This is a genomic window from Microbaculum mangrovi, assembly GCF_051390635.1.
GTDB lineage: Bacteria > Pseudomonadota > Alphaproteobacteria > Rhizobiales > Tepidamorphaceae > Microbaculum.
Genome location: NZ_JBPODT010000002.1, coordinates 65252 through 87422 on the forward strand (window position 1 = coordinate 65252; position 22171 = coordinate 87422).

A 22171-nucleotide genomic window follows, 5' to 3' on the forward strand; every position below is an offset into this window, starting at 1 on the left:
GAACGAGAGGGGCCCCGCTACCGGGGCCGCCTCTTCCCCTGGGAACGACAGGGGCCCCGCTTTCGGGGCCGCCCCTCTTCTCGAGACACGCGGGATAACCAAACAGTATCCCGGGGTGCTGGCACTCGACCGGGTCGATTTCGATCTGAATCCGGGCGAGGTGCACATCCTGTTCGGGGAGAACGGGGCGGGCAAATCCACGTTGATCTCCATTCTCGCCGGCGTGCAGCCGCCGACGAGAGGCGAGGTCCGCTTTCGGGGCGAGAAGATCGAGCTCGAGTCCGTCCATCACGCGCGGGAACTCGGCATTTCGGCGGTGTTCCAGGAATTCTCGCTGGTGCCGCAGATGACGGTCGAGGAAAACCTGTTCCTGGGAGCGGAGATCATGCGCGGCGGCGTCCTGGACAAGGCCGCCCTCCACCGCCGTGCCCAGGAGATCATCGACCGGCTCGGCTTCCCCTTGCGGCCCGGCGACCGGGTACAGCATCTGACCCGCGCCGAACAGCAGATGGTCGAGATCGCCAAGGCGTTCCGATCGGACCTGTCCGTCCTGATCCTCGACGAGCCGACCGCCTCGCTGACCGATCGCGAGACCGAGCAGCTCTTCGCCCTGATCGATCAGATCAAAGCCGAGGGCGTCGGGGTGGTCTACATCACCCATCGTATGCAGGAAATCCGCCGCATCGGCGACCGCATCACGGTGCTGCGCGACGGCCGCTATGTTGCGACGCTGGACGCCAAGACCGCGGGCGACGAAGAACTGGTCCGCCTGATGACCGGACGGGTCATCTCCGAGCTGTTCCCGACCATCCGGTTCGATCCCGGCGAGGAAAGGCTGCGCATCGATCACTTGACCATGCCGAAGCATGCGGTGGTGGACGCCTCGCTCGCCGTCAGGAGCGGCGAAATCGTCGGCCTGGCCGGCCTCGTCGGCTCCGGCAAGTCCGAGATCATGCGCGCCGCGTTCGGCGTCGACCCGGTCGCCTCCGGCAAAATTACTCTGAAGGGCGAGGACATAAGCGGTCTCTCTACTCGCGAGCGGATGAACCGCGGCCTGTTCTACATTCCCCCCGACAGGCGCGAGGAGGGGCTGATAATGATGCGCTCCTGCCGCGAAAACATGTCGCTGCCCTCGCTCGATCGCGCTCCGTTCGCCAAGGGGGGCTTGCTCGACCGCGTTGGCGAGGCGCGCAAGGCGGGCGAACTCGCCGACCGCATGAATCTGCAGCCGCGCCGCATCGAGCGCGCCGTCGACCATTTCTCCGGCGGCAACCAGCAGAAGGTGCTGCTTGCCAAATGCCTGACGCGGCCCGTCGACGTCTATGTCTTCGATGAGCCGACCGTCGGTGTCGATGTCGGTACGCGCGCGGCGATCTACGCCTTCATCCGCGACCTCTGCGAGGCCGGTGCCGCGGTGGTGCTTATCTCCTCGGATCTGCCCGAGATCCTGCACCTGACGAACCGCGTCTACGTGTTCTACCGCGGCCGGGTGATGGCCGAGGTCCATGGTGAGGACATCACCGAGGAAAACCTGCTCCAGCATTTCTTCGAAAGGGAGGCGGCGTAATGGCCAGCCCCGAGACCGGAACCGATGCCGAAATCGCCGCGCCGAAGCGCGATCTCGCCTACTGGATGAAGTTCCTGTTCATCCGCCTCGGCGTTCTGCCGTTCCTGCTGGTCATTGCGATCGTCATCTTCACGATGATGTCCGACAATTTCCTGTCGGCGCGAAATCTCACCAATGTCGTGCGCCAGTCCGTCTATCTGATGATCGTCTCGCTGGGCCAGATGTTCGCGCTTCTGACCGGCGGCTTCGACCTGTCGGTCGGCACCATCCTGGCGATCACCTCGGTCGTCGGCGCTTCGGTGATGGCGGCCATATACGCCACGATGCCGGATGCGGTCGTGCTTGCGATCGCGATCGGCGCTCTGGCCGGTATCGCCGCCGGTGTCGCCGTCGGCGTCTGCAACGGTATCGGCGTCGCGGTGTTCGGCGTCTCGCCCTTCATCATGACGCTCGGCATGTCCTCCGTCGGCTTCGGCATCGCGCTGTTCCTGACCGGCGGCGTTCCGGTCTACGGCATGCCCGTCGAGTTCGGCGAGTTCTTCGGCTTCGGAAAACTGCTCGGCGTGCCGGTCCCGATCTACATCGCCGCGCTCTTGGCGCTGGTTACCTTCTTCTTCGTCAACTGGACCCGTCAGGGCCGCTACTTCTATGCCGTCGGCGGCAACGAGAAGGCCGCGCGCCTGTCCGGCATCAACACGCGGATGACGCTGTTCATCACCTACGTGCTGACGGCGCTGCTCGCCGGCATCGCCGGCATGCTGCTGACCGCCCGCCTCGATACCGGCGAGGCCAATATCGGCGCGTCGATGCCGCTCGAATCCATCGCCGCCTGCGTCATCGCTGGCGTCTCGCTGCGCGGCGGCGTCGGCCGGGTCGAGAACGTGGTGCTGGGCGCGCTGTTCATCGTGCTGGTGCAGAACGGCATGAACCTGGCGCGCATCGAATCCTATCTCCAGATGGTCGTGCTCGGCGCGTTGTTGATCCTGGCGGTGATCGCCGACCAGATCCGTCTTCGGTATCTCGCCGGATCCCGGGACTGAAATGACGGATGAGAAAGCGGGTCTTAAGGGAGGCCACAAACCTATGACGTTCTTGAACTGCGACATGGGCGAGAGCTTCGGGCTCTACCGGATGGGCGACGACGAGGCGCTGATGCCACTGATTTCGGCCGCCAACGTTGCCTGCGGTTTTCACGCGTCCGACTTCAACCACATCCCCAAGACGGTGCGGCTGGCGAAGAAGCACGGCGTCAAGGTTGGCGCCCATCCCTCGCTGCCCGACCTGCAGGGGTTCGGTCGGCGCGAAATGACGATGCCGCGCGACGAGCTGGCCAACTGCCTGATCTACCAGATCGGCGCGTTGAAGGGCTTCCTCGACGCCGAGGGCATGCCGCTCAACCATATCAAGCCGCACGGAGCGCTCTACGGCATGGCCGCGCGGATGGAGGATGTGGCGCATGCGGTCTGCGATGCCGCGGACATCTACAACTTACCGATCATGGGCATGATCGAGACCTGCCACGAGAAGGTCTATACCGCGCGCGGTCATGTCTTCATCGCCGAGTACTATGCCGACCTCTACTATAACAGTCAGGGCAAGCTGCTCATCACCCGCGAGCACGATCCTGTCGATCCGCAGGATGCGGCCGAGCGCGCGATACGTGCTGTTCGGGAAGGGGTGACGAAATCGGTCGACGGCAACGACATCCCGGTGCGCGCCGACGCGATCTGCGTCCACTCCGATACGCCGAACGCCGTCGAGGTTGCCAGGGCCGTGCGCGACGCGGTCGCGCCCTATCTCGAGGCGGCCTGAGCGACGGCGAGCCTTACGGACAATTCAAACGAAATAGAGAGACGGGATATCATGAGCACCGAAATCCTCTCCCCGCTGCCGGGAACCTTCTATCGCAAGCCGGCGCCTGACCAGGCGTCCTACAAGGAAGCTGGCGACGCCGTCGCCAAGGGCGAGGTCATCGGCCTCGTCGAGGTCATGAAGACCTTCTACGAGGTCAAGGCCGACGCCGATGGCCAGATCGAGGCGTTCCTCGTCGAGAACGAGGACGCCGTTCAGGCCGGCCAGCCGCTGGCCAGGCTCAAGGGCTGAGACGGACCGCCAATGGCCATTCGCAAGCTGCTAGTCGCCAACCGCGGTGAAATCGCCGTGCGGATCATCCGTGCGGCACGTGATCTCGGCATTCGCACGGTCCAGGCGCACAGCGAAGCCGATACTGCTTCGCTGGCGGTGCAACTCGCCGATTCCGCCGTCAACATCGGGCCGGCCCAGGCGCCGAAGTCGTACCTGAACATCGAGGCGATCGTGGAGGCGGCGAAGGCGAGCGGCGCCGACGCCGTGCATCCCGGCTATGGCTTTCTGGCCGAAAGCCCGCACTTCGCCGACGCCGTCGAAGCGGCCGGGCTGACCTTCATCGGACCACGCGGCGACACGATCCGGATGATGGGCGACAAGGTGGCCGCCCGCGCCGCCGCGGCGTTGGCCGGCGTGCCGACGGTGCCCGGCAGCGACGGGCGCATCGACGACTTCGCCGATGCGGAAGCGCTCGCCGGGACGATCGGATATCCGGTGATGATCAAGGCCGCCGCCGGCGGCGGTGGTCGCGGAATCCGCATTGCTCACGACCCGAAGGAGTTGGCGCATTTCTTCCAGCTGGCCCAGACCGAGGCCCGCTCGGCCTTCGGCGATGGCGGGCTTTACGTGGAAAAGGTTATCGAGCAGGCGCGCCATATCGAGGTGCAGGTCCTCGGCGACGGTACCAACGTCGTCCATTGCTTCGAGCGCGAATGCTCGTTGCAGCGACGCCGCCAGAAGGTGTGGGAGGAGGCGCCGTCGGCCGCCTTGTCCGAGGACGCCCGCCAACGGCTGTGCGACTCCGCCGTCGCATTGGCGCAATCGGTCAAATATCGCGGCGCCGGCACGCTGGAATATCTGTACGACGATGCCAGCGGCGACTTCTATTTCATCGAAATGAACACCCGCATCCAGGTCGAGCATCCGGTGACCGAGTGGATCACCGGGGTCGATCTCGTCGGCGAGATGCTGAGGATCGCAGGCGGCGAGCCGCTGCGTCTCAGGCAGCAGGACGTCACCCGGCGCGGCCACGCCATCGAGGTGCGTATCAACGCCGAGGATCCGTCCAACGACTTCATGCCGTTCCCGGGCGTCGTCGGCGGCCTGCGCATTCCCGGCGGACCGGGCGTGCGCTTCGACACCATGCTCTACCAGGGCTACGCCATTCCGCCCTTCTACGACTCGCTGCTGGGAAAATTGATCGTCTGGGGCGAGGATCGCGAGCGCGCCATCGTTCGGATGAAACGGGCGCTCGGCGAACTGGAGGTTGCCGGCGTCAAGACGACCATTCCGTTGTACGTCGCGCTGGCCCGCGATCCGGACGTCCGTGCCAACGCGGTGCACACCCGCTGGCTCGAGCATTGGCTCGAGTCCAACGCATCCCGACTTTAGAGGGGGAGTTAGCCAAAGATGGAAAACAGATACTCCTTTGGCGGCGACGAGCACATCTTCGTCGAAGTCAACGAGGAAATGTCCCTTGAGGCCTTTTTCAAGAGCCTGTCGATCACCAGTGCGGTGAAAGAGGCGGACATCAAGGGCGTCACCGAGATCTGCCCGGCCAACGCGTCGTTCCAGATCAAGTTCGATCCCGACGTGATCCATCCCGACGACATGCTCAAGGAGCTGAGGTCGCTGGAGGTGGCCGCCGAAAAGGCGGAGTCGCGGATCGCTACGCGCATCGTCGAAGTTCCGGTCTTCTATCAGGACCCGTGGACACACGAGACGCTGATGCGCTTCCGGGAGCGGCATCAGGATCCGAACGCGACCGACATCGAGTATGCCGCCCGCATCAACGGCTACGACACCGTCGACAAGTTCATCGAAGCCCATTCCGGCGCGCCGTGGTTCGTGTCAATGGTCGGCTTCGTCTCCGGCCTGCCGTTCCTCTACCAGATGGTCGAGCGCGCCCGGCAGATCGAGGTGCCGAAGTACCTGCGGCCTCGCACCGACACGCCGAGGCTCACCGTCGGCATCGGCGGCTGCTTCGGCTGCATCTATTCGGTGCGCGGTGCCGGCGGCTACCAGATGTTCGGCATCACCCCAATGCCGATCTTCGATCCCAAGCAGGAAATCAACTACCTCAGCGACTTCATGGTCTTCTTCAAGCCCGGCGACATCGTCAAATGGAAGCCGATCGGCCGCGCGGAATATGACGAAGCAGTCGCCCAGGTCGAAGCCAACACGTTCACGCCACGGACCCACGACGTGACCTTCGATCTCGGGGATTTCGAAAAGGATATCGACGGCTACAACGCCAAGCTGATGGAGGGGCTCTATGGCAATTAAGGTCAACAATCCGGGGCTCGCCACCACCATTCAGGACCTGGGCCGGCCCGGCTACTATCACCTCGGCATTCCGATCGGCGGCGCCATGGACCGTTTCGCGCTGCACTGCGCCAATCTGCTCGTCGGCAACGATGAGGGCGCGGCCTGCCTGGAGTGCGTGTTCATGGGCCCGGAACTCGAGTTCACCAAGGACGCGACGGTGGCCGTCACCGGCGCCGATCTGCCGCCGAAGCTCGACGGCGAGCCGCGCGAGAGCTGGACCTCCTTCAAGGTGAAGGCGGGGCAGGTTCTGTCCTTCGATTTTCTGAAGGCGGGCGCGCGCGCCTATATCGCCGTATCGGGCGGCATCGACGTTCCGGTCCAGCTGGGCAGTCGTTCGACCTACGCGATCGGCGCGCTTGGCGGAGTCGATGGCAGGGCGATCGCGGCCGGCGACGAGCTTCCGGTCGGATCGGGAGCGGGAGCGGCCGAAGGGCGCAGCATTCCCGCGAACATGCGCCGCATGCCGCGTGGCGCGGTCGAGCTGCGCATGCTGCCCGGTCTCTACTGGCACCGCATCACCAAGGAGGCCGGAGCGCACTTCTTCGAAGACACCTGGAAGGTGGCCCCCGAGTGCGACCGCATGGGGTACCGCTTCCGTGGCGGCCGTCCGCTGGACTTCGTGCCGCGCGAGCAGCCGTTCGGCGCTGGCTCCGACCCCTCGAATATCGTCGACGCCTGCTATCCCTATGGCTCGATTCAGGTGCCCGGCGGTACCGAGCCGATCGTCCTGCATCGCGATGCGGTGTCGGGCGGCGGCTACTTCATGCTCGGCACGGTGATTTCCGCCGATATGGACCTGATCGGCCAGATGCAGCCGCATACGGAGACGAAGTTCGTCCCCGTCGACATGGATCAGGCGCTGAAGGCGCGCAAGGAGCGGCACACGGCTCTCGACGAGGTCCGGGCCCGCTTGTCCTGATCGGGAACATGACGGACAGGAGGAGGATCGGGGCGCGCCGGTGGGCTGTTCCCCGACCCGCCGACAAATCGCGGCTGGATCGCGAACGCCTATGGGCGAGCCCGTTTTCTGCGGGGAGACGTCGGCGTTTGAGTATCGCGCCGGCAGACGTCGCGCGTCCATCGTACGCATAGTTAATTATTCGGCGTAACAGCTCGTAAACACATGGCGCGTTATTTTCGACCCGATATTTGAGGGGCTCGCAATGACGCGATTCCGCGACAGATGGCCGAACCTAGCGCGCACCGTCCTGCCGGCGGACGATGCGGACAGAGTGTTGTGGTACGGCCTGCTCGTCGTCCTCGGTGCCGCGGCGCTGACTTTGTCCGCCAAGGTCCAGGTCCCGTTCTGGCCGACGCCTTTCACCATGCAGACACTGGTCGTGCTTCTGATCGGGGCGGTGTTCGGGCTTCGCCTTGGCATCGCGACGGTCGCTGTCTATCTCGCTGAAGGCGCGGCCGGTTGGCCGGTCTTCGCCGGAGGTGGCGGATACGCCTATTTCTTTGGGCCGACCGGCGGGTTCCTGGTCGGCTTCCTCGTCGCCGTTGCGGTCGTCGGATACCTCGCCGAGCACGGCTTCGACCGGCGCTGGCATACCGCTCTGATCACCTTCCTTGCTGGCGATGCCGTGCTGTTCGCCTTTGGCGTGGCGTGGCTCGCCTATCTGTACGGTTTCGCCAAGGCAATTTCGATCGGCCTCATGCCGTTTCTGCTTGCCGAAGCCGTCAAGATCATACTTGCGATGGTGGCCCTGCCGTTCGCGTGGAGATTTGTCGGTCCCCGGTTCGGCTACCGGCACTGATCCGCGGTTTTACACCGGTCCGACCGAACGCTTTTTGACCGGACGGTAGAAACCTGTCTTACAATCCGCATCCGTGGCACGCCCGTCGCACCTGTTGTGCGGCGCGGCAGAACTTCGATCTGGAGGGGGGTAGGGTCCGGCATGGGCGCTGGTTCGTTTCGCAAGGGTGCGCAATTGCGCGCCGCTGACCTGCCCGGACCGTGTGCACCGGTCGCGTGCGCACATGACCCTCGTCGCGTCACACGCCGACGCGCCCGGGTTCGCGCCGCCATGGCATGTTTCTTGTTTTCCGTACATTCCCGAGTGGGACATTCCCGAGTGGCGAAGATGGGTCAACCATCGACAATCGAAGAGAGAGGGGAGAAGTTCACATGAGATCCGGTTGGACTGTTCGTTTCACCCGCCGCGCCGTTCTCGCCGCCGCCGCGCTCGCGCTTGCGGTCGGAGTTGGCGGAAGCCCCGCCACGGCGCAGAAGGCCAAGCCCATCAAGGTCGCGGCGATCTACACCGTCCCCGTCGAGCAGCAATGGGTGAGCCGCATCCACAAGGCGCTCAACACCGCCCAGGACCGCGGCGACATCACCTATGTCTACTCCGAGAACGTCGCCAACACCGACTACGAGCGTGTCATGCGCGAATATGCCGAGCAGGGCATGGATCTCGTTCTCGGCGAGGCATTCGCCGTGGAGCGGGCCGCGCGCAAGGTGGCGGCGGAGTATCCCGAAACCGCCTTCCTGCTCGGCTCGTCCTTCGGGCCGTCGCAGCCGAACTTCGCGGTGTTCGACAACTTCATCCATGAGCCGAGCTACCTGACCGGCATGATCGCCGGAGCGGCGACGGAGTCGAACATCATCGGCATGGTCGGCGGTTACGCGATTCCCGAGGTGAACCGCCTGATGAACGCCTTCATGGAGGGGGCACTGGCGGTGAATCCGGACGTGAAGTTCCTCGTGACCTTCATCAACTCCTGGTACGACCCGCCGAAGGCGAAGGAAGCCGCCTTCGCCATGATCGACAAGGGCGCCGACATCCTCTACGCCGAGCGTTTCGGTGTCTCCGACGCCGCCAAGGAACGTGGCATCAAGGCGATCGGCAACGTCATCGACACGGCCGGCGATTATCCCGGCACCATCCTGGCGAGTGCCTTGTGGCACATGGAGCCGACCGTCGACCGCGCCATCGACGCGGTGGTGAACGGCACCTTCGAGCCGGCCGACTATGGCCAGTTCAGCTACATGGGGTATGGCGGTGGCTCCTTCGTCGTTGACGAATCCCTTGCCCCGGCCGATGCCGTCAAGGCGGCCCGGGAGACGGAACAGGAAATCAAGGACGGCCTGTTCCGCGTCAACGTCAACGACGCCGAACCCAAGTCGACGATGTGAGGCAAACCCGGCGCGGGGCGAGGGGTGGGCACAGGCAAGGCCCGATCCTCCCCCCCCCCCAGCCGTACGTTCGGGCGAGGGCGCCGCGCGACCGCGGGCCGCGAGCATTGCATGATCGGGAGGAGGGGGAGCCGATCCGATGACCGCATCGGGAACTGACCGATCCGGGGCGCCCGTCGTGCTGGCGCTTCGGGATATCTCCAAACGCTTCGGTCCGCTGCTCGCGAACGACGCGATCGACCTGGAGCTGAGGCGCGGCGAGATCCTTGCGCTGCTCGGCGAAAACGGCGCCGGCAAGACGACGCTGATGAACATCCTGTTCGGTCACTACGTGGCCGACGACGGCGAGGTGCTGGTCGCGAACGCGTCCGGCGCGCTCGAGCCGCTGGAGCCGGGCTCCCCGCACGCCGCCCTCAATGCCGGCATCGGCATGGTGCACCAGCATTTCACGCTGGCCGAAAACCTGACCGGCCTCGAAAACATCGTGCTCGGCACCGGCCCGGTGCTGAGCTTGCGGCTGTCCACTGGCCCGGCCCGGCGCAAGGTCGCCGAGCTGATGAAGCGCTCGGGACTCACCGTCGACCTGGACATCCAGGTCTCGCGCCTGACCGTCGGCGAGAAGCAGCGCGTGGAGATCCTCAAGGCGCTGTATCGCGACGCCCGCATCCTCGTCATGGACGAGCCGACCGCGGTGCTGACGCCGCAAGAGGCCGAGGGCTTGTTCGAGACGGTCCGCTATCTCGCCGAATCCGGTCTGGCGGTGATCTTCATCGCCCACAAGCTCGCGGAGGTCCTGGCGGTGTCCGACCACATCGCCGTGCTGCGCGCCGGCAGGAAGGTTGGCGAGATGGCGCGCGCCGACGCCGACCGGCGCAGGATAGCCGAGATGATGGTTGGCCGCGACGTGCCCGAGAGCCGTCGCACGCCGCGCGAGCCGGGCAAACCGCTGCTCGAGCTGCGCGAGGTCGCCGTGGCCGGTGCCGATGTCCGCAAGTCCCTGCACGCGGTCTCGCTGACCCTGCGCGAGGGCGAGATCGTCGGCATTGCCGGCGTCTCCGGCAACGGCCAGGCGGCGCTCGCCGGCCTCGTCGCCGGCCTCGCCGCGCCGACTTCCGGCGAATTAATCCTTTATGGCGACAGGGTCACGCGTTTCGATCCCCGCCGGTTTTCCCGCGCCGGCATCGCCCGTATCCCGGAGGATCGCCACCACGACGGCGTCGTCGGCGCCATGACGGTTGCGGAGAACGTGGTGATCGAGGAGGTGCGCGAACCGGCCTACCAATCGGCGGGCTTCCTCAGGCGCCAGCCGATCCGCGCCCGCGCTTTGGATGCCATCCGCGACTACGACGTCCGCTGTCCCGGCCCCGACGCCCCGGCGCGGCTGCTGTCAGGCGGCAATATCCAGAAGCTGATCCTTGCCCGCGTTCTGGACCGCAGTCCGAGGGTGATCCTTGCCAACCAGCCGACGCGCGGCCTCGACGTCGGCGCCCAGACCGAGGTGCACCGTCGCCTGCTCGAGGCGCGCGGGCGCGGGACCGGCGTGTTGCTGATCTCCGAGGACCTGGACGAGCTGATGATCGTTTCCGACCGCATCGCCGTCATCCACAACGGCCGTCTCTCCGAGTCGATGCCGGCGGACACGCTGGATCGCGGCACGCTCGGCCTGATGATGGCAGGCCACGACGAGGAGACCGCGGCGTGATCCGTTTCGAGCCGCGTCCCGCTTCGCCGGTCCTCTCCGTCGTGGTCCCTGTCGCGGCCGCGCTCGTCTCGCTGGCCTTCGCCGCGATTCCGCTCGCCTTTGCCGGTGCCCCGATCTTTTCCTCCTACGGACTGATGGTGAAGGGCGCCTACGGCTCTCTCTTCGCCTTCTCCGAGACGCTGACGCGCACCACGCCGCTGATCCTGACCGGCCTCGCCGCCGCTGTCGCCTTCCGGGCGAAGCTCTGGAACATCGGCGGCGAGGGCCAGCTCTATGCCGGTGCGCTCGCCGCCGTGGCGATCGGAACCGGCGCGATCAGCGGGCCGAGCTGGGTGATGATCCCGGCGGTGGTGCTGGCCGGCGCCGTAGCCGGCGCGCTGCTGATGCTCGGCCCCGCGCTGTTGAAGCTGCGTTTCGGCGCTGACGAGGTGGTCACGACTCTGCTCCTGAACTTCATCATGCTCCTGTTCGTGCAGATGATGCTCGAAAGCGCGCTGAAGGACCCCATGGGGCTCGGCTGGCCGCAATCCTCGCCGATCGTCGACGAGGCGATGCTGCCGACCCTGATTGAGCGCATGCGTGTCCATTCCGGTCTGCTGATCGGCCTGGCGATGGCTGTGCTGGTCTATGTGATGATGCGCTTCACGGTGTGGGGCTACGAGATCCGCGCCGTCGGCGAGAACGCGTCGGCCGCGCGCTATGCCGGCATTCCCGTGATGGCGACCGTCGTGCGCGTGGCGCTGATCTCCGGCGGTCTTGCCGGTCTCGCCGGCGTCGGCGAGGTGGCGGGTCTGAAGGGCTATCTCACCGCCGACCTGTCGCCGGGTTTCGGCTATGCCGGCATCGTCGTGGCCATGCTGGCGGGCCTGTCGCCGCTCGGCGTTGTCGCCGCCGCCCTGTTCGTCGCCAGCGTCTTCGTCGGCGCCGACTCGATGAGCCGCGCCATCGGCGTCTCCAGCTATCTGGCCGACCTGGTCGTCGCCATGTCGCTGCTCTGCGTGCTGGTCGGCGGCTTCCTGGTGCGTTTCCGCATCCGCTGGGTCGGGCGGCATCACCCGGCACAGACCCATGCGCGGTCGGGCGGGGAGGGCTGAGACGATGGAAATCCTCGAGATCCTCGTCACGGCGAATTTCTGGGCCGCCGCCGTCCGCATCGCCTCGCCGCTGATCTTCGGCGTCCTCGGCGCGCTGATCTGCGAGCGCGCCGGCGTTCTCAACCTCGGTATCGAAGGTATCTTCACCGCCGGTGCCATGGCCGGCTGGATGGCGGTCTGGCTCGGCCTGCCGCTGTGGGGCGGCGTCCTCGTCGCCGCCCTCACCGGCGGCGTCTTCGGCCTCCTGCATGCCGGCCTCACGGTGCCGCTCGGCCTGTCGCAGCACGTCTCCGGCATCGGCGTGACGCTGCTCGCCTCCAGCCTGGCCTATTTCGCCTATCGAACGGCCCTGCCGGACGTGTCCTCGCCGCCGCGCATCGTGCCGTTCCAGCCGCTCGATATCCCGGTCCTCTCCGACATCCCGTTCCTGGGGCCGGCGCTGTTCAACCAGACCGCGCTGACCTGGTTCGCCTTCATCATGGTCGGCGTCGTCGCCTGGGTGCTCTATCGCACGCCGCTGGGGCTAGCGCTTAGGGCGGTCGGCGACAATCCGGCATCGGTCGACGCGCAAGGCCTGTCGGTGTACGGGCTTCGCATCGGCGCCGTGGTCGCCGGGTCCGCGCTGATGGCGATCGGCGGCGCGTTCCTCACCATGTCCGCCTTCGACGCCTTCTTCTTCGGCATGGTCAACGGCCGCGGCTGGATCTGCATCGCGCTCACCGTCTTCGCCTCCTGGCGGCCGGGAAAGGCGCTACTGGGCGCGCTGCTGTTCGGCGCCTTCGACGCTTTCCAGGTCCGCCTGCAGACCGAGGTCGGAGCGTTTCTGCCGAGCCAGGTCTTCCTGATGCTGCCATATGTCCTGTCTATCGTCGCGCTGGTCGTCGTGGCGCGGAAGGCGGATTATCCTCGGGCGCTGCTGGTGCCGTGGTTCAAGGGACAGCGCTGAGACGGCCAGTCACGTACCCACGTCATCCCGGGACGAAGCACAGCGAAGATCCGGGGATCTCGTGCCGTATTCCGTATCCAGAGATTGCCGGGTCGAGCCCGGCAATGACGAATTGAGAAGATAGTCACATGACCTTCGACCTGATTGTCAGAAACGCGACGTTGCCTGACGGGCGGACTGGCATCGACATCGCCTGCGAGCACGGCCGGATCGCCGCCGTCGAACCGAACATCGCGGCCGAAGCGGGCCGGGTGATCGACGCGAACGGGCAACTCGTTTCCCCGCCCTTCGTCGATCCACACTTCCACATGGACGCGACGCTGTCGCTTGGCATTCCCCGCATGAACCGGTCGGGAACCCTGCTCGAAGGCATCGCGCTGTGGGGCGAATTGAAGCCGCTGCTGACCCACGAGGCGGTGAAGGCGCGCGCGCTCAGATACTGCGATCTCGCGGTCAGCCAGGGCCTGCTGGCGATCCGCACCCACGTCGATGTCTGCGACGACCGCCTCCTCGCCGTCGAGGCGCTGCTGGAGGTCAAGCAGGAGATAGCGCCGTATATCGACCTGCAGCTCTGCGCCTTTCCGCAGGACGGCTACTACCGGTCGCCGACGGCGGCGGAAAACCTGGAACGGGCGCTGGACTTAGGGGTAGACGTGGTCGGCGGTATTCCGCATTTCGAGCGCACGATGGCCGACGGCGCGCGCTCCGTCACCGCGCTCTGCGAGATCGCCGAGAAACGCGGCCTGCTGGTCGACCTGCATTGCGACGAGACCGACGACCCGATGTCGCGCCACATCGAGACGCTTGCCTACGAGACGCAACGGCTCGGCCTGCACGGCAGGGTCAACGGTTCGCACCTCACGTCCATGCATTCGATGGACAACTACTACGTCTCCAAGCTCCTGGCGCTGATGGCCGAAGCCCGCGTCTCGGCGATCCCCAATCCGCTCATCAACATCGTCATCCAGGGGCGCCACGACACCTACCCGAAGCGCCGCGGCATGACCCGCGTACCGGAACTGCGCGCGCACGGCATCGAGGTCGCCTTCGGCCATGATTGCGTGATGGACCCGTGGTACTCGCTCGGCAACGCCGACATGCTCGAGGTCGCCGCCATGGGCCTGCACGTGGCGCAGATGACGAGCCGCGACGACATGCGCTGGTGTTTCGACCGGGTGACGAAGGGCGGCGCCGCGGTGATGCATCTCGACGGCTATGGCCTCGATGTCGGCTGCAACGCCGACATGGTGCTGCTGCAGGCAGCCGATCCCATCGAGGCGATCCGCCTGAAGGCGACCCGGCTCGCCGTTATCCGCCGCGGCACTGTGATCGCCGAGACCCCGGCCCGCGTGGCGACCCTCGACCTGCCTGGCCGCCCGGCAACCGTCGATCCGGCTGCCTATGCCCCGAAAGACGCGTCCGAAGACGCCGGCTGAGGTCGCGGGACGCAATTCAGTAAATTTGACCGATTGATAAAAATTTTGATCGGGTGAATAATCCTGTCAGGCTACGTGTCGAGTGGCCGGCGAATTTCGTGTGTGCGGTGGTGTCCAACCGCTGCCGCGCTGGGGCCGAAGGCGTCGACCACTGACCTGAAGGAGGAGAGACGGGTATGGCACCCAAGCCGATGTCCGGGGAACCCGATATCGCCGCCGGCCGACTCACGGCCGAGGACTACAAGCGCAATTTCTCTGATCTGCACCCGCCGTTGACCCGGCACGAAGCGACGGTCGAGGCCGACCGTTGCTTCTTCTGCTACGACGCGCCGTGCATGATCGCCTGTCCGACGTCGATCGACATCCCGCTGTTCATCCGCGAGATATCGACCGGCAATCCGGACGGCGCGGCCAAGACCATCTTCGCCCAGAACATCCTCGGTGGCATGTGTGCCCGCGTCTGCCCGACAGAGACGCTGTGCGAGGAGGCCTGTGTTCGCATGGAAGGCGAGGGCAAGCCGGTCAAGATCGGCATCCTTCAGCGCTACGCCACCGACCATTTCATGGAGGCGGGCGAAACGCTCTACGAGCGCGCCGCCGAGACCGGCAAGACGGTTGCCGTCGTCGGCGGTGGTCCGGCCGGGCTCGCCTGCGCCCATGCGCTCGCCCGCAACGGCCACTCGGTGACGGTCTTCGAGGCACGGGAGAAGCTCGGCGGCCTCGATGAATACGGCATCGCCGCCTACAAGACCGTCGACGATTTCGCCCGCAAGGAGGTCGACTTCGTGCTCTCGATCGGTGGCGTCACCATCGAGACCGGCAAGGCGCTCGGCCGGGATATCGCGCTTGCCGACCTGCGGTCGAAATACGACGCCGTCTTTCTCGGCATCGGCCTTGGCGGCGTCAATGCGCTCAGGGCCGAAGGCGAGGATCTCGACGGGGTCCACGACGCGGTCGACTATATCGCCGAGCTGCGCCAGGCCGATGATCTCTCCGCGCTGCCGATCGGCCGGCGTGTCGTCGTCATCGGCGGTGGCATGACGGCCATCGACATGGCGGTCCAGGCCCGCCATCTCGGCGCCGAGGATGTGACCATTGCCTATCGCCGCGGCGCCGAGCAGATGGGCGCCAGCGGCTTCGAGCAGGAACTGGCCCAGGTCAACGGCGTGCGGATCCTGTACTGGGTGAAGCCGAACGCGGTGACCGGCGACGACGGCCACGCGACCGGAATCGAGCTGGAGCGCACCCGCCTCGACGGATCAAGGGTCGTCGGCACCGGCGAGACGATCCACCTGCCGGCCGATATGGTGTTCAAGGCGATAGGCCAGACCCTGGTCGAGGGTCCGCTTGGCGGAGAGCTGAAGATCGACGGCGGCAAGATCGTCGTCGACGACGAGGGCCGCACATCGCTCGACGGCGTGTGGGCCGGCGGCGACTGCGTTGCCGGCGGCGAGGACCTCACGGTCCAGGCCGTCGCGCATGGCCGGGACGCGGCCGCGAGCATTCACCGGGCGCTCGGCGCCTGATGGGCCATGGCCTGTTGAAGGCTGGAGGAGGAGACAATGGCCGACCTTCGTTCTGAATTTCTGGGAATCAAGTCGCCCAATCCGTTCTGGCTGGCCTCCGCGCCGCCGACCGACAAGGAATACAACGTCGTGCGCGCCTTCAAGGAGGGCTGGGGCGGCGTCGTCTGGAAGACGCTCGGCGAGGACCCGCCGATCGTCAACGTCAACGGGCCGCGCTACGGCGCCGTCCACGGACCGGACCGCCGGCTGCTCGGCCTCAACAATATCGAGCTAATCACCGACCGGCCGCTGGACGTGAACCTTCGCGAGATCAAGACGGTGAAGCGCGATTGGCCGGACCGCGCCCTCGTCGTCTCGCTGATGGTGCCCTGCGAGGAGAAGAACTGGGCCGATATCCTCAAGCGGGTCGAGGAGACCGGGGCCGACGGCGTCGAGCTCAATTTCGGCTGCCCGCACGGCATGTCCGAGCGCGGCATGGGCTCGGCGGTGGGCCAGGTGCCCGAATACATCGAGATGGTGGCGCGCTGGTGCAAGGCGCACACGCGCATGCCCGTCATCGTCAAGCTGACGCCGAACATCACCGACATCCGCTATCCCGCCCGCGCCGCCAAGGCCGGCGGGGCGGACGCGGTTTCGCTGATCAACACCATAAACTCGATCATCGGCGTCAATCTCGACAACTTCGCGCCGATCCCCGAGATCGACGGCAAGGGCAGCCACGGCGGCTATTGCGGCCCCGCCGTCAAGCCGATCGCGCTCAACATGGTCGCCGAGATCGCCCGCGATTCCGAGACGTCGGACATGCCGATTTCGGCCATCGGCGGCATCACCACCTGGCGCGACTGCGCCGAGTTCCTGGCGCTCGGCGCCTCCAACCTGCAGGTCTGCACGGCGGCGATGACCTACGGCTTCAAGGTCGTCAAGGAGATGATCTCGGGTCTGAGCGACTGGATGGACGAGAAGGGCTTTACCTCGATCGACCAGATCGTCGGGCGTTCGGTCCCCAATATCGAGGCCTGGCAGTACCTGAACCTGAACTACGTCACCAAGGCCAGGATCGACCAGGATCTCTGCATCAAGTGCGGCCGCTGCCACATCGTCTGCGAGGATACCTCGCACCAGGCGATCACGCACACGGTCGACGGCGTGCGCCGGTTCGAGGTGATCGACGAGGAATGCGTCGGCTGCAATCTCTGTGTCAACGTCTGCCCCATCGAGAACTGCATCACCATGGAGCAGATCCACGGGGTCGACCCGCGGACCGGCAAGCCGATCCCCGACGAGTACGGCAACTGGACGGCGCATCCCAACAACCCGATGCGGGTGCAGGACGCCGCGGAGTAGCGAACCAGCACGTCATGCCCGGGCTGGCCCCGGGCATGATTGTTCAAGACAAATATCGAAGACACGGGGGCAATCCCGTGTTTTCCTTGACCGGACGTCGTCTCGTGCCGTTGCGGATCGGTTCCGTGGCGCAGCATCCCGTTCGGGTACCCCGTGCCGTCGATTTCCGCCGTCATCGCGATGCTGGTCGCAGCCGTTCTGCTGATGGGCAGTCCAGGCCCGGCCACCATGAGCCTTGCCGCCTCTGGGGCCGCGTTCGGCATTCGCCCCGTCGTGCCTTACCTGTGCGGGATCTGTATCGGCACCGCCGGCGTGCTCCTGATCGTCGCGACCGGCGTCACCGGGCTCGCTCTCTCGATGCCGGGCGTCACGTCGCTGATCGTCGCGGTGGCGGGCGCCTATATCCTTTTTCTAGCCTGGAAGATCGCCACCGCCCCGCCGCCGACGCAGGCCGCACACGATGACGAGGCGCCGTCCATCTTCGGCGGCCTTCTGCTGGCGATCGCGAATCCGAAAGCCTACGCCGCCATCGGCGCTGTCTATTCGAGCAGTGTGCTCCTGGACGGCAGGCTGCTTGAGGATGCGGTCGTCAAGGTCGCGTTGCTCTCATTCGTCATCGTCGCCGCCAACTCGGTCTGGCTGTTGTTCGGTGCCGGGCTTGCCGGACTCCTGCGCCGGCCGAAAGCCGGACGCGTGCTCAATCTTGTCTTCGCCGGATTGTTGGTCGCCTCGTTTGCCCTGTCGGTCCTGCTTTGACGTCGGGCCAATGTTCTTGAAATGTTCACGGTGCGGCGGTAGGGTGCGCTTCCCTCTCACAGGAGCGTATCCCGATGAAGCTGTATGGCGCGCCGCACACGCGGTCGGTCCAGGCCGTTTGGATGTTGGAGGAATGCGGCGCGCGCTACGAGCGGGTGCTGGTCGACATCCGGGGCGGCGCACAGCACACGCCCGAGTATCACGCGATCAACCCGATGGAGAAGGTGCCGGCACTTGTCGACGGCGAAGCCCGCATTGCCGAAACCGGGGCGATCTGCGCCTATCTTGCCGACCGATTTCCCGAGGCCGAGCTGGCTCCGAGGATCCACGATCCCGAGCGCGGCCGATATCTGCAGTGGCTGTTCTTTTCCGGAAGTTGCGTCGAGCCTTCCTTCATGGAGAAGGTTCTCGGGATCGACGTGAATCCCTCACAGGCCGGCTGGGGCAATTACGCGAAGGTTCTCGACGTGCTGGAGGAAGGAGTTGGTGAAGGTCCTTGGCTGCTCGGCGACCGCTTCACGGCGGCTGATGTCGTGATCGGTTCCGGCCTCTACTTCGGAATGCGGCTGTTTGACCTGATCGCACCGCGACCGGCCTTCGACGCGTATGTCGACCGTTGCATTGCACGCCCCGCCTTTGTCAGGGCACAGGAACTGGCGGAGGATTGGACGTAGGGGGGAAGAGACCCGCCCGTTTCACGGCAATCGGGATCCGCGAATAGGTCTGTCAGTTCCGGCCCGGCTGCCGCCGAAGCAGCGCAGCCCGGCCACCTTACTTGCCGCTCCCCACGTTAGGGGCGCCGGCCGCACTAGCGTGGCCTCAAGCCATCGCAGAAGATGGTCAGGACGGTCTTCTCTGCCGCCAGGGTCGGATCGCCGTTGGCGGCGTCGCCAAGCACGGCGCGCACCTGAACGTCGAAATCGGCGTAGTGCTGGGTCGTTGCCCAGATCATGAAAATGAGATGGACCGGATCGACCGGCGTGATCCGACCTTCGCCAACCCAGCGACGGATCACCTTTGCCTTGGCGTCGACCAGATCCTTCAGCGGGCCGCGCAGAAACTCGCCGATCGCCGGTGCGCCGTGCAGGATCTCGTTGCTGAACAGCCGTGACTCCCGCGGCATGTCGCGTGCCATCCGCAGCTTGAGGCGGATGTACTTCGAGATTTCCTCGATGGGATCACCGTCCGCGTCGAGATGCTCCAGCGGCTCGAGCCAGGTCGCCAGCGTCGCCTCAAGGACGGCGCGGTAGATGTCTTCCTTGCGCCGGAAATAGTAGAGCAGGTTCGGCTTCGACATGCCGGCCTTCTCGGCGATCTGGTCGATTGTCGCGCCGCGATAGCCGTAGGACGAGAACGCGTCCAGCGCCGCGTCCAGGATGATATTGCGGTTGATCGCCTGAATCCGCGTCCGCGGCTTCTTGCGCTGATTGGGGGCCGGGGCGTTCATTCGCCCGTCTCCGCCCGCGCCTGCATCGCGTTCCTCCTGGCCTCTGGTCGTCTTGCCCCGGCACGTTTTGGCGCCGCGAATTCCTGCTCCGCTCATGATGTCGCGCGCGTATCGATCCTAGCCGATGATCTGCGGGCGCGGGACGCCGAATTGGCGGGCGCGCACCGGGCAACCCGGGCAACGACAGTCTGGCGATCAAGCATATCCGAGTCTCTCGCGTCTTGCTCGGGCCTGGCCGGAATCTCGGAGCTCCGACCCGCCAGAGGCTCACGCCAGCGAGCGGATTGCCGGCTGCTTGGTTGCCTGGGAGGATGCCCCGATACCGCGCAGGATGATCTCGACGACGTTGCGCTTGGCCTCTTCGAACTGTGCGTCCGATAGCGGTTCGCCGTCGTTCAGCGTGGCGATCTGATGGCCGAAGTCGGCATAGTGCTGGGTCGTCGCCCAGATCATGTAGAGCAGGTATTCCGGGTTGATCGGCGCGATCTTTCCCTCGGCGATCCAGCGCCGGATCACGGCGGCGCGGGAGTCGGTCCAGTCGCGCAGCGTCGTCTCCAGATAGTCCTGGATGACCGGCGCCTTGTGGATGATCTCGTTGGCCCACACCTTCGAGCCCATAGGATGGGCACGCGAGATGTCCATCTTCTCGTTGATGTAGCGGGTCAGCGCCTCCACCGGGTCGTCGCTTTCGTCGAACGAGTTGGCCGACTTGAGCCAGATGTTGAAAATGTCGTCGACCACGCGGCGGTAGAGCGCGAGCTTGGTGGGGAAGTAGTAGTGCAGGTTTGCCTTGGGGAGACCGGCGCGCTCGGCGATCATCGCCGTGGTGGCGCCCTTGAAGCCGTATTCGGCGAAGACTTCCTCGGCGGCCTTCAGGATCGCGGCCTCGTTTTCCTGCCGGATTCCGGTCCTGCCATCCTGCCGAGCTCCGGTCGCTCCGCGTGCCGCTTCGCTGGGCATCCGCACCGTCCCCAAGCCTGATTTTTTGCCTTGACCAAATGGTCAAGTCATCCTAGCGTTTGAACCTGACCATTTAGTCAACTTTGGCAGATTCAATGCGGAATGGCAATAAAACCGTTCGGATCGCCAAGAAGACGGTCAATAAGAAGGGGGAAATCTCTGGTAATTCGCTTGTTCCGGCTTCGCGCTTGAGAGGCGCATGACCGGAAAGGCCGGTTCAGCGGGGCCGGGCCGATTGCGGTCTGCCCACGCCGGCAAAGTAAGGCGAGTACCGGAATTCTCCCGCCGGATAGGTCAGGCCGGACAGGTGAGGGAGGAGTCCATGGACCGGATTGCCAATGCCATCGGCGACACGGTGGCGCCGTCGTCGAGCGCGCGCGTGTCACCGGTGTTCAACCCGGCGACCGGCGAACAGATCGCCGAGCTTCCGCTGTCCACCGTCGCGGAAGTCGGGCGGGCCGTGGCCGCCGCCAAAGCCGCGGCCCCGGCGTGGGGCGCGACCCCGCCGCTGAAGCGCGCGCGGATGATGTTCAAGTTCAAGGAACTGCTCGACAGGCACGCGGCCGATCTGGCCCGCGCCATCTCCAGCGAGCACGGCAAGACGCATGACGACGCCCTCGGCGAGGTCGCCCGCGGCATCGAGGTGGTCGAGTTCGCCTGCGGCATCCCGCACCTGCTGAAGGGCGAATATAGCCGCAACGTCGGTCCCGAGATCGACACCTATTCCGACCGCCAGCCGCTTGGCGTCGTCGCCGGCATCACCCCGTTCAATTTCCCGGCCATGGTGCCGATGTGGATGTATCCGGTCGCCATCGCCTGCGGCAACACGTTCGTGCTGAAGCCGTCCGAGCGCGACCCTTCCGCGCCGATGCTTGCCTACGAGCTTTTCCGGGAAGCCGGATTCCCCGAGGGTGTCCTCAACATCGTCCACGGCGACAAGGAGGCCGTCGACGCGATCCTCGACCATCCCGACATCAAGGCCGTGAGCTTCGTCGGGTCCACGCCGATCGCCGAATACGTCTATGCGCGCGGCACGGCGGCGGGCAAGCGTGTGCAGGCGCTCGGCGGTGCCAAGAACCACATGATCGTCATGCCCGATGCCGACATCGACAAGGCCGCCGATGCGCTGATGGGTGCGGGCTACGGGTCGGCCGGCGAGCGTTGCATGGCCGTTTCGGTCGCGGTGCCGATCGGCGAGGAGACCGCCAACAAGCTGGTCGAGACGCTGATCCCGAAGGTGCGCGGCCTGAAGATCGGTCCCTCCACCGATTCCGATGCCGAGATGGGGCCGCTGGTGACGCAGACGCATCTCAACAAGGTGCTCGGCTACATCGAGGCGGGCGTCGCCGAGGGCGCGGAGCTTGCCGTCGACGGCCGCGGATTCACGCTGCAGGGCTACGAGAACGGCTACTTCGTCGGCGGATCGCTGTTCGACAAGGTCACTCCGGACATGACCATCTACAAGGAGGAGATCTTCGGGCCGGTGCTGTCGGTTCTGCGCGCCCACTCCTTCAACGAGGCGGTCGACCTGATCAACGCACACGAATACGGCAACGGCACCGCAATCTTCACCCGTGACGGCGACGCCGCGCGCGCCTTCGCCGACCGGATCGAGGTCGGCATGGTTGGCGTCAACGTGCCGATCCCGGTGCCGGTCGCCTATCATTCCTTCGGCGGCTGGAAGCGCTCGCTGTTCGGCGACCATTCGATCTACGGCCCTGAGGGCGTAAGGTTCTACACGCGGCTCAAGACCGTCACCACGCGTTGGCCGGGTGGCATCAAGGACGGCGCGGTCTACACGTTCCCGACGATGAACTGATCTGGAACGTCAGCGAGGC

General features: G+C 65.7%; 20 protein-coding genes. 18 read left to right on the forward strand and 2 right to left on the reverse strand.

Annotated features, from left to right (window positions below):
* The first annotated feature begins 115 nt into the window (after window positions 1-115).
* From ACSF9G_RS06735 to ACSF9G_RS06815, 17 genes are all read left to right on the forward strand, one after another.
* Window positions 116-1567, forward strand: a complete 1452-nt coding sequence (locus tag ACSF9G_RS06735) for a sugar ABC transporter ATP-binding protein (protein WP_436639811.1) — start codon at window positions 116-118, stop codon at window positions 1565-1567.
* Window positions 1567-2607 carry an ABC transporter permease gene (locus ACSF9G_RS06740; RefSeq protein ID WP_436639812.1) on the forward strand — a complete coding sequence of 347 codons (1041 nt, stop codon included), beginning with the start codon at window positions 1567-1569 and terminating at the stop codon, window positions 2605-2607. Before ACSF9G_RS06735 ends, ACSF9G_RS06740 begins: the two co-directional genes overlap by 1 nt.
* A 43-nt stretch (window positions 2608-2650) precedes the next feature.
* Window positions 2651-3379, forward strand: a complete 729-nt coding sequence (locus ACSF9G_RS06745; protein ID WP_436639813.1) for a LamB/YcsF family protein — start codon at window positions 2651-2653, stop codon at window positions 3377-3379.
* Between the two features lie 51 nt (window positions 3380-3430).
* Window positions 3431-3670, forward strand: coding sequence for an acetyl-CoA carboxylase (locus ACSF9G_RS06750; protein ID WP_436639814.1), 240 nt, complete (start codon window positions 3431-3433; stop codon window positions 3668-3670).
* Between the two features lie 12 nt (window positions 3671-3682).
* On the forward strand, window positions 3683-5044 hold the full coding sequence (locus ACSF9G_RS06755) for an acetyl-CoA carboxylase biotin carboxylase subunit (protein ID WP_436639815.1): 1362 nt from the start codon (window positions 3683-3685) through the stop codon (window positions 5042-5044).
* Between the two features lie 18 nt (window positions 5045-5062).
* On the forward strand, window positions 5063-5938 hold the full coding sequence (locus tag ACSF9G_RS06760) for a 5-oxoprolinase subunit B family protein (protein ID WP_436639816.1): 876 nt from the start codon (window positions 5063-5065) through the stop codon (window positions 5936-5938).
* On the forward strand, window positions 5928-6899 hold the full coding sequence (locus ACSF9G_RS06765) for a 5-oxoprolinase subunit C family protein (protein WP_436639817.1): 972 nt from the start codon (window positions 5928-5930) through the stop codon (window positions 6897-6899). The genes ACSF9G_RS06760 and ACSF9G_RS06765 overlap by 11 nt, the downstream gene beginning before the upstream one ends.
* 244 nt (window positions 6900-7143) lie before the next feature.
* The gene (locus tag ACSF9G_RS06770) at window positions 7144-7740 is read left to right on the forward strand and encodes a biotin transporter BioY (protein WP_436639818.1); all 597 of its coding nucleotides are present in this window, start codon (window positions 7144-7146) and stop codon (window positions 7738-7740) included.
* 371 nt (window positions 7741-8111) lie between these two features.
* Entirely contained in the window at window positions 8112-9122 is a 1011-nt protein-coding gene (locus ACSF9G_RS06775; protein WP_436639819.1) for a BMP family protein, read from the forward strand.
* 139 nt (window positions 9123-9261) lie between these two features.
* Complete coding sequence (locus ACSF9G_RS06780) at window positions 9262-10824, forward strand: ABC transporter ATP-binding protein (RefSeq protein WP_436639820.1); 1563 nt, start codon at window positions 9262-9264, stop codon at window positions 10822-10824.
* Window positions 10821-11918, forward strand: a complete 1098-nt coding sequence (locus ACSF9G_RS06785) for an ABC transporter permease (protein ID WP_436639822.1) — start codon at window positions 10821-10823, stop codon at window positions 11916-11918. Before ACSF9G_RS06780 ends, ACSF9G_RS06785 begins: the two co-directional genes overlap by 4 nt.
* Before the next feature lie 4 nt (window positions 11919-11922).
* Window positions 11923-12864: an ABC transporter permease gene (locus ACSF9G_RS06790; RefSeq protein ID WP_436639823.1), complete on the forward strand. Its 942-nt coding sequence runs from the start codon at window positions 11923-11925 to the stop codon at window positions 12862-12864.
* Between the two features lie 128 nt (window positions 12865-12992).
* A complete protein-coding gene (locus ACSF9G_RS06795) occupies window positions 12993-14300 on the forward strand; it encodes an amidohydrolase family protein (protein WP_436639824.1) in 1308 nt (435 codons plus the stop codon).
* 176 nt (window positions 14301-14476) lie between these two features.
* The gene (locus ACSF9G_RS06800; protein WP_436639825.1) at window positions 14477-15826 is read left to right on the forward strand and encodes an NAD(P)-dependent oxidoreductase; all 1350 of its coding nucleotides are present in this window, start codon (window positions 14477-14479) and stop codon (window positions 15824-15826) included.
* A gap of 36 nt (window positions 15827-15862) precedes the next feature.
* Window positions 15863-17170: an NAD-dependent dihydropyrimidine dehydrogenase subunit PreA gene (gene preA / locus ACSF9G_RS06805; RefSeq protein WP_436639826.1), complete on the forward strand. Its 1308-nt coding sequence runs from the start codon at window positions 15863-15865 to the stop codon at window positions 17168-17170.
* A gap of 153 nt (window positions 17171-17323) precedes the next feature.
* Window positions 17324-17926 (forward strand): LysE family translocator, encoded by a 603-nt coding sequence (locus ACSF9G_RS06810; RefSeq protein WP_436639827.1) that lies wholly within the window; start codon window positions 17324-17326, stop codon window positions 17924-17926.
* A 74-nt stretch (window positions 17927-18000) separates the two neighbouring features.
* Entirely contained in the window at window positions 18001-18600 is a 600-nt protein-coding gene (locus ACSF9G_RS06815) for a glutathione S-transferase family protein (RefSeq protein WP_436639829.1), read from the forward strand.
* A gap of 134 nt (window positions 18601-18734) precedes the next feature.
* On the opposite strand, the gene ACSF9G_RS06820 is transcribed toward ACSF9G_RS06815, so the two are convergent.
* A complete protein-coding gene (locus ACSF9G_RS06820; protein WP_436639831.1) occupies window positions 18735-19373 on the reverse strand; it encodes a TetR family transcriptional regulator C-terminal domain-containing protein in 639 nt (212 codons plus the stop codon).
* 267 nt (window positions 19374-19640) lie between these two features.
* Window positions 19641-20333 (reverse strand): TetR/AcrR family transcriptional regulator, encoded by a 693-nt coding sequence (locus ACSF9G_RS06825; protein ID WP_436639838.1) that lies wholly within the window; start codon window positions 20331-20333, stop codon window positions 19641-19643.
* 322 nt (window positions 20334-20655) lie between these two features.
* Here ACSF9G_RS06825 and ACSF9G_RS06830 point away from each other — a divergent pair, with 322 nt between their 5' ends.
* Window positions 20656-22152, forward strand: a complete 1497-nt coding sequence (locus tag ACSF9G_RS06830) for a CoA-acylating methylmalonate-semialdehyde dehydrogenase (RefSeq protein ID WP_436639840.1) — start codon at window positions 20656-20658, stop codon at window positions 22150-22152.
* The last annotated feature ends 19 nt before the right edge of the window (window positions 22153-22171 follow it).

Excerpts from the sequence above, each read along its gene's own strand:
- ACSF9G_RS06740 (WP_436639812.1), top strand. The coding sequence starts at position 1,567 with ATGGCCAGCCCCGAGACCGGAACCGATGCCGAAATCGCCGCGCCGAAG.
- ACSF9G_RS06745 (WP_436639813.1), top strand. The coding sequence starts at position 2,651 with ATGACGTTCTTGAACTGCGACATGGGCGAGAGCTTCGGGCTCTACCGG.
- ACSF9G_RS06750 (WP_436639814.1), top strand. The coding sequence starts at position 3,431 with ATGAGCACCGAAATCCTCTCCCCGCTGCCGGGAACCTTCTATCGCAAG.
- ACSF9G_RS06755 (WP_436639815.1), top strand. The coding sequence starts at position 3,683 with ATGGCCATTCGCAAGCTGCTAGTCGCCAACCGCGGTGAAATCGCCGTG.
- ACSF9G_RS06760 (WP_436639816.1), top strand. The coding sequence starts at position 5,063 with ATGGAAAACAGATACTCCTTTGGCGGCGACGAGCACATCTTCGTCGAA.
- ACSF9G_RS06765 (WP_436639817.1), top strand. The coding sequence starts at position 5,928 with ATGGCAATTAAGGTCAACAATCCGGGGCTCGCCACCACCATTCAGGAC.
- ACSF9G_RS06770 (WP_436639818.1), top strand. The coding sequence starts at position 7,144 with ATGACGCGATTCCGCGACAGATGGCCGAACCTAGCGCGCACCGTCCTG.
- ACSF9G_RS06775 (WP_436639819.1), top strand. The coding sequence starts at position 8,112 with ATGAGATCCGGTTGGACTGTTCGTTTCACCCGCCGCGCCGTTCTCGCC.
- ACSF9G_RS06780 (WP_436639820.1), top strand. The coding sequence starts at position 9,262 with ATGACCGCATCGGGAACTGACCGATCCGGGGCGCCCGTCGTGCTGGCG.
- ACSF9G_RS06790 (WP_436639823.1), top strand. The coding sequence starts at position 11,923 with ATGGAAATCCTCGAGATCCTCGTCACGGCGAATTTCTGGGCCGCCGCC.
- ACSF9G_RS06795 (WP_436639824.1), top strand. The coding sequence starts at position 12,993 with ATGACCTTCGACCTGATTGTCAGAAACGCGACGTTGCCTGACGGGCGG.
- ACSF9G_RS06800 (WP_436639825.1), top strand. The coding sequence starts at position 14,477 with ATGGCACCCAAGCCGATGTCCGGGGAACCCGATATCGCCGCCGGCCGA.
- preA (WP_436639826.1), top strand. The coding sequence starts at position 15,863 with ATGGCCGACCTTCGTTCTGAATTTCTGGGAATCAAGTCGCCCAATCCG.
- ACSF9G_RS06815 (WP_436639829.1), top strand. The coding sequence starts at position 18,001 with ATGAAGCTGTATGGCGCGCCGCACACGCGGTCGGTCCAGGCCGTTTGG.
- ACSF9G_RS06820 (WP_436639831.1), bottom strand. The coding sequence starts at position 19,373 with ATGAACGCCCCGGCCCCCAATCAGCGCAAGAAGCCGCGGACGCGGATT.
- ACSF9G_RS06825 (WP_436639838.1), bottom strand. The coding sequence starts at position 20,333 with ATGCCCAGCGAAGCGGCACGCGGAGCGACCGGAGCTCGGCAGGATGGC.
- ACSF9G_RS06830 (WP_436639840.1), top strand. The coding sequence starts at position 20,656 with ATGGACCGGATTGCCAATGCCATCGGCGACACGGTGGCGCCGTCGTCG.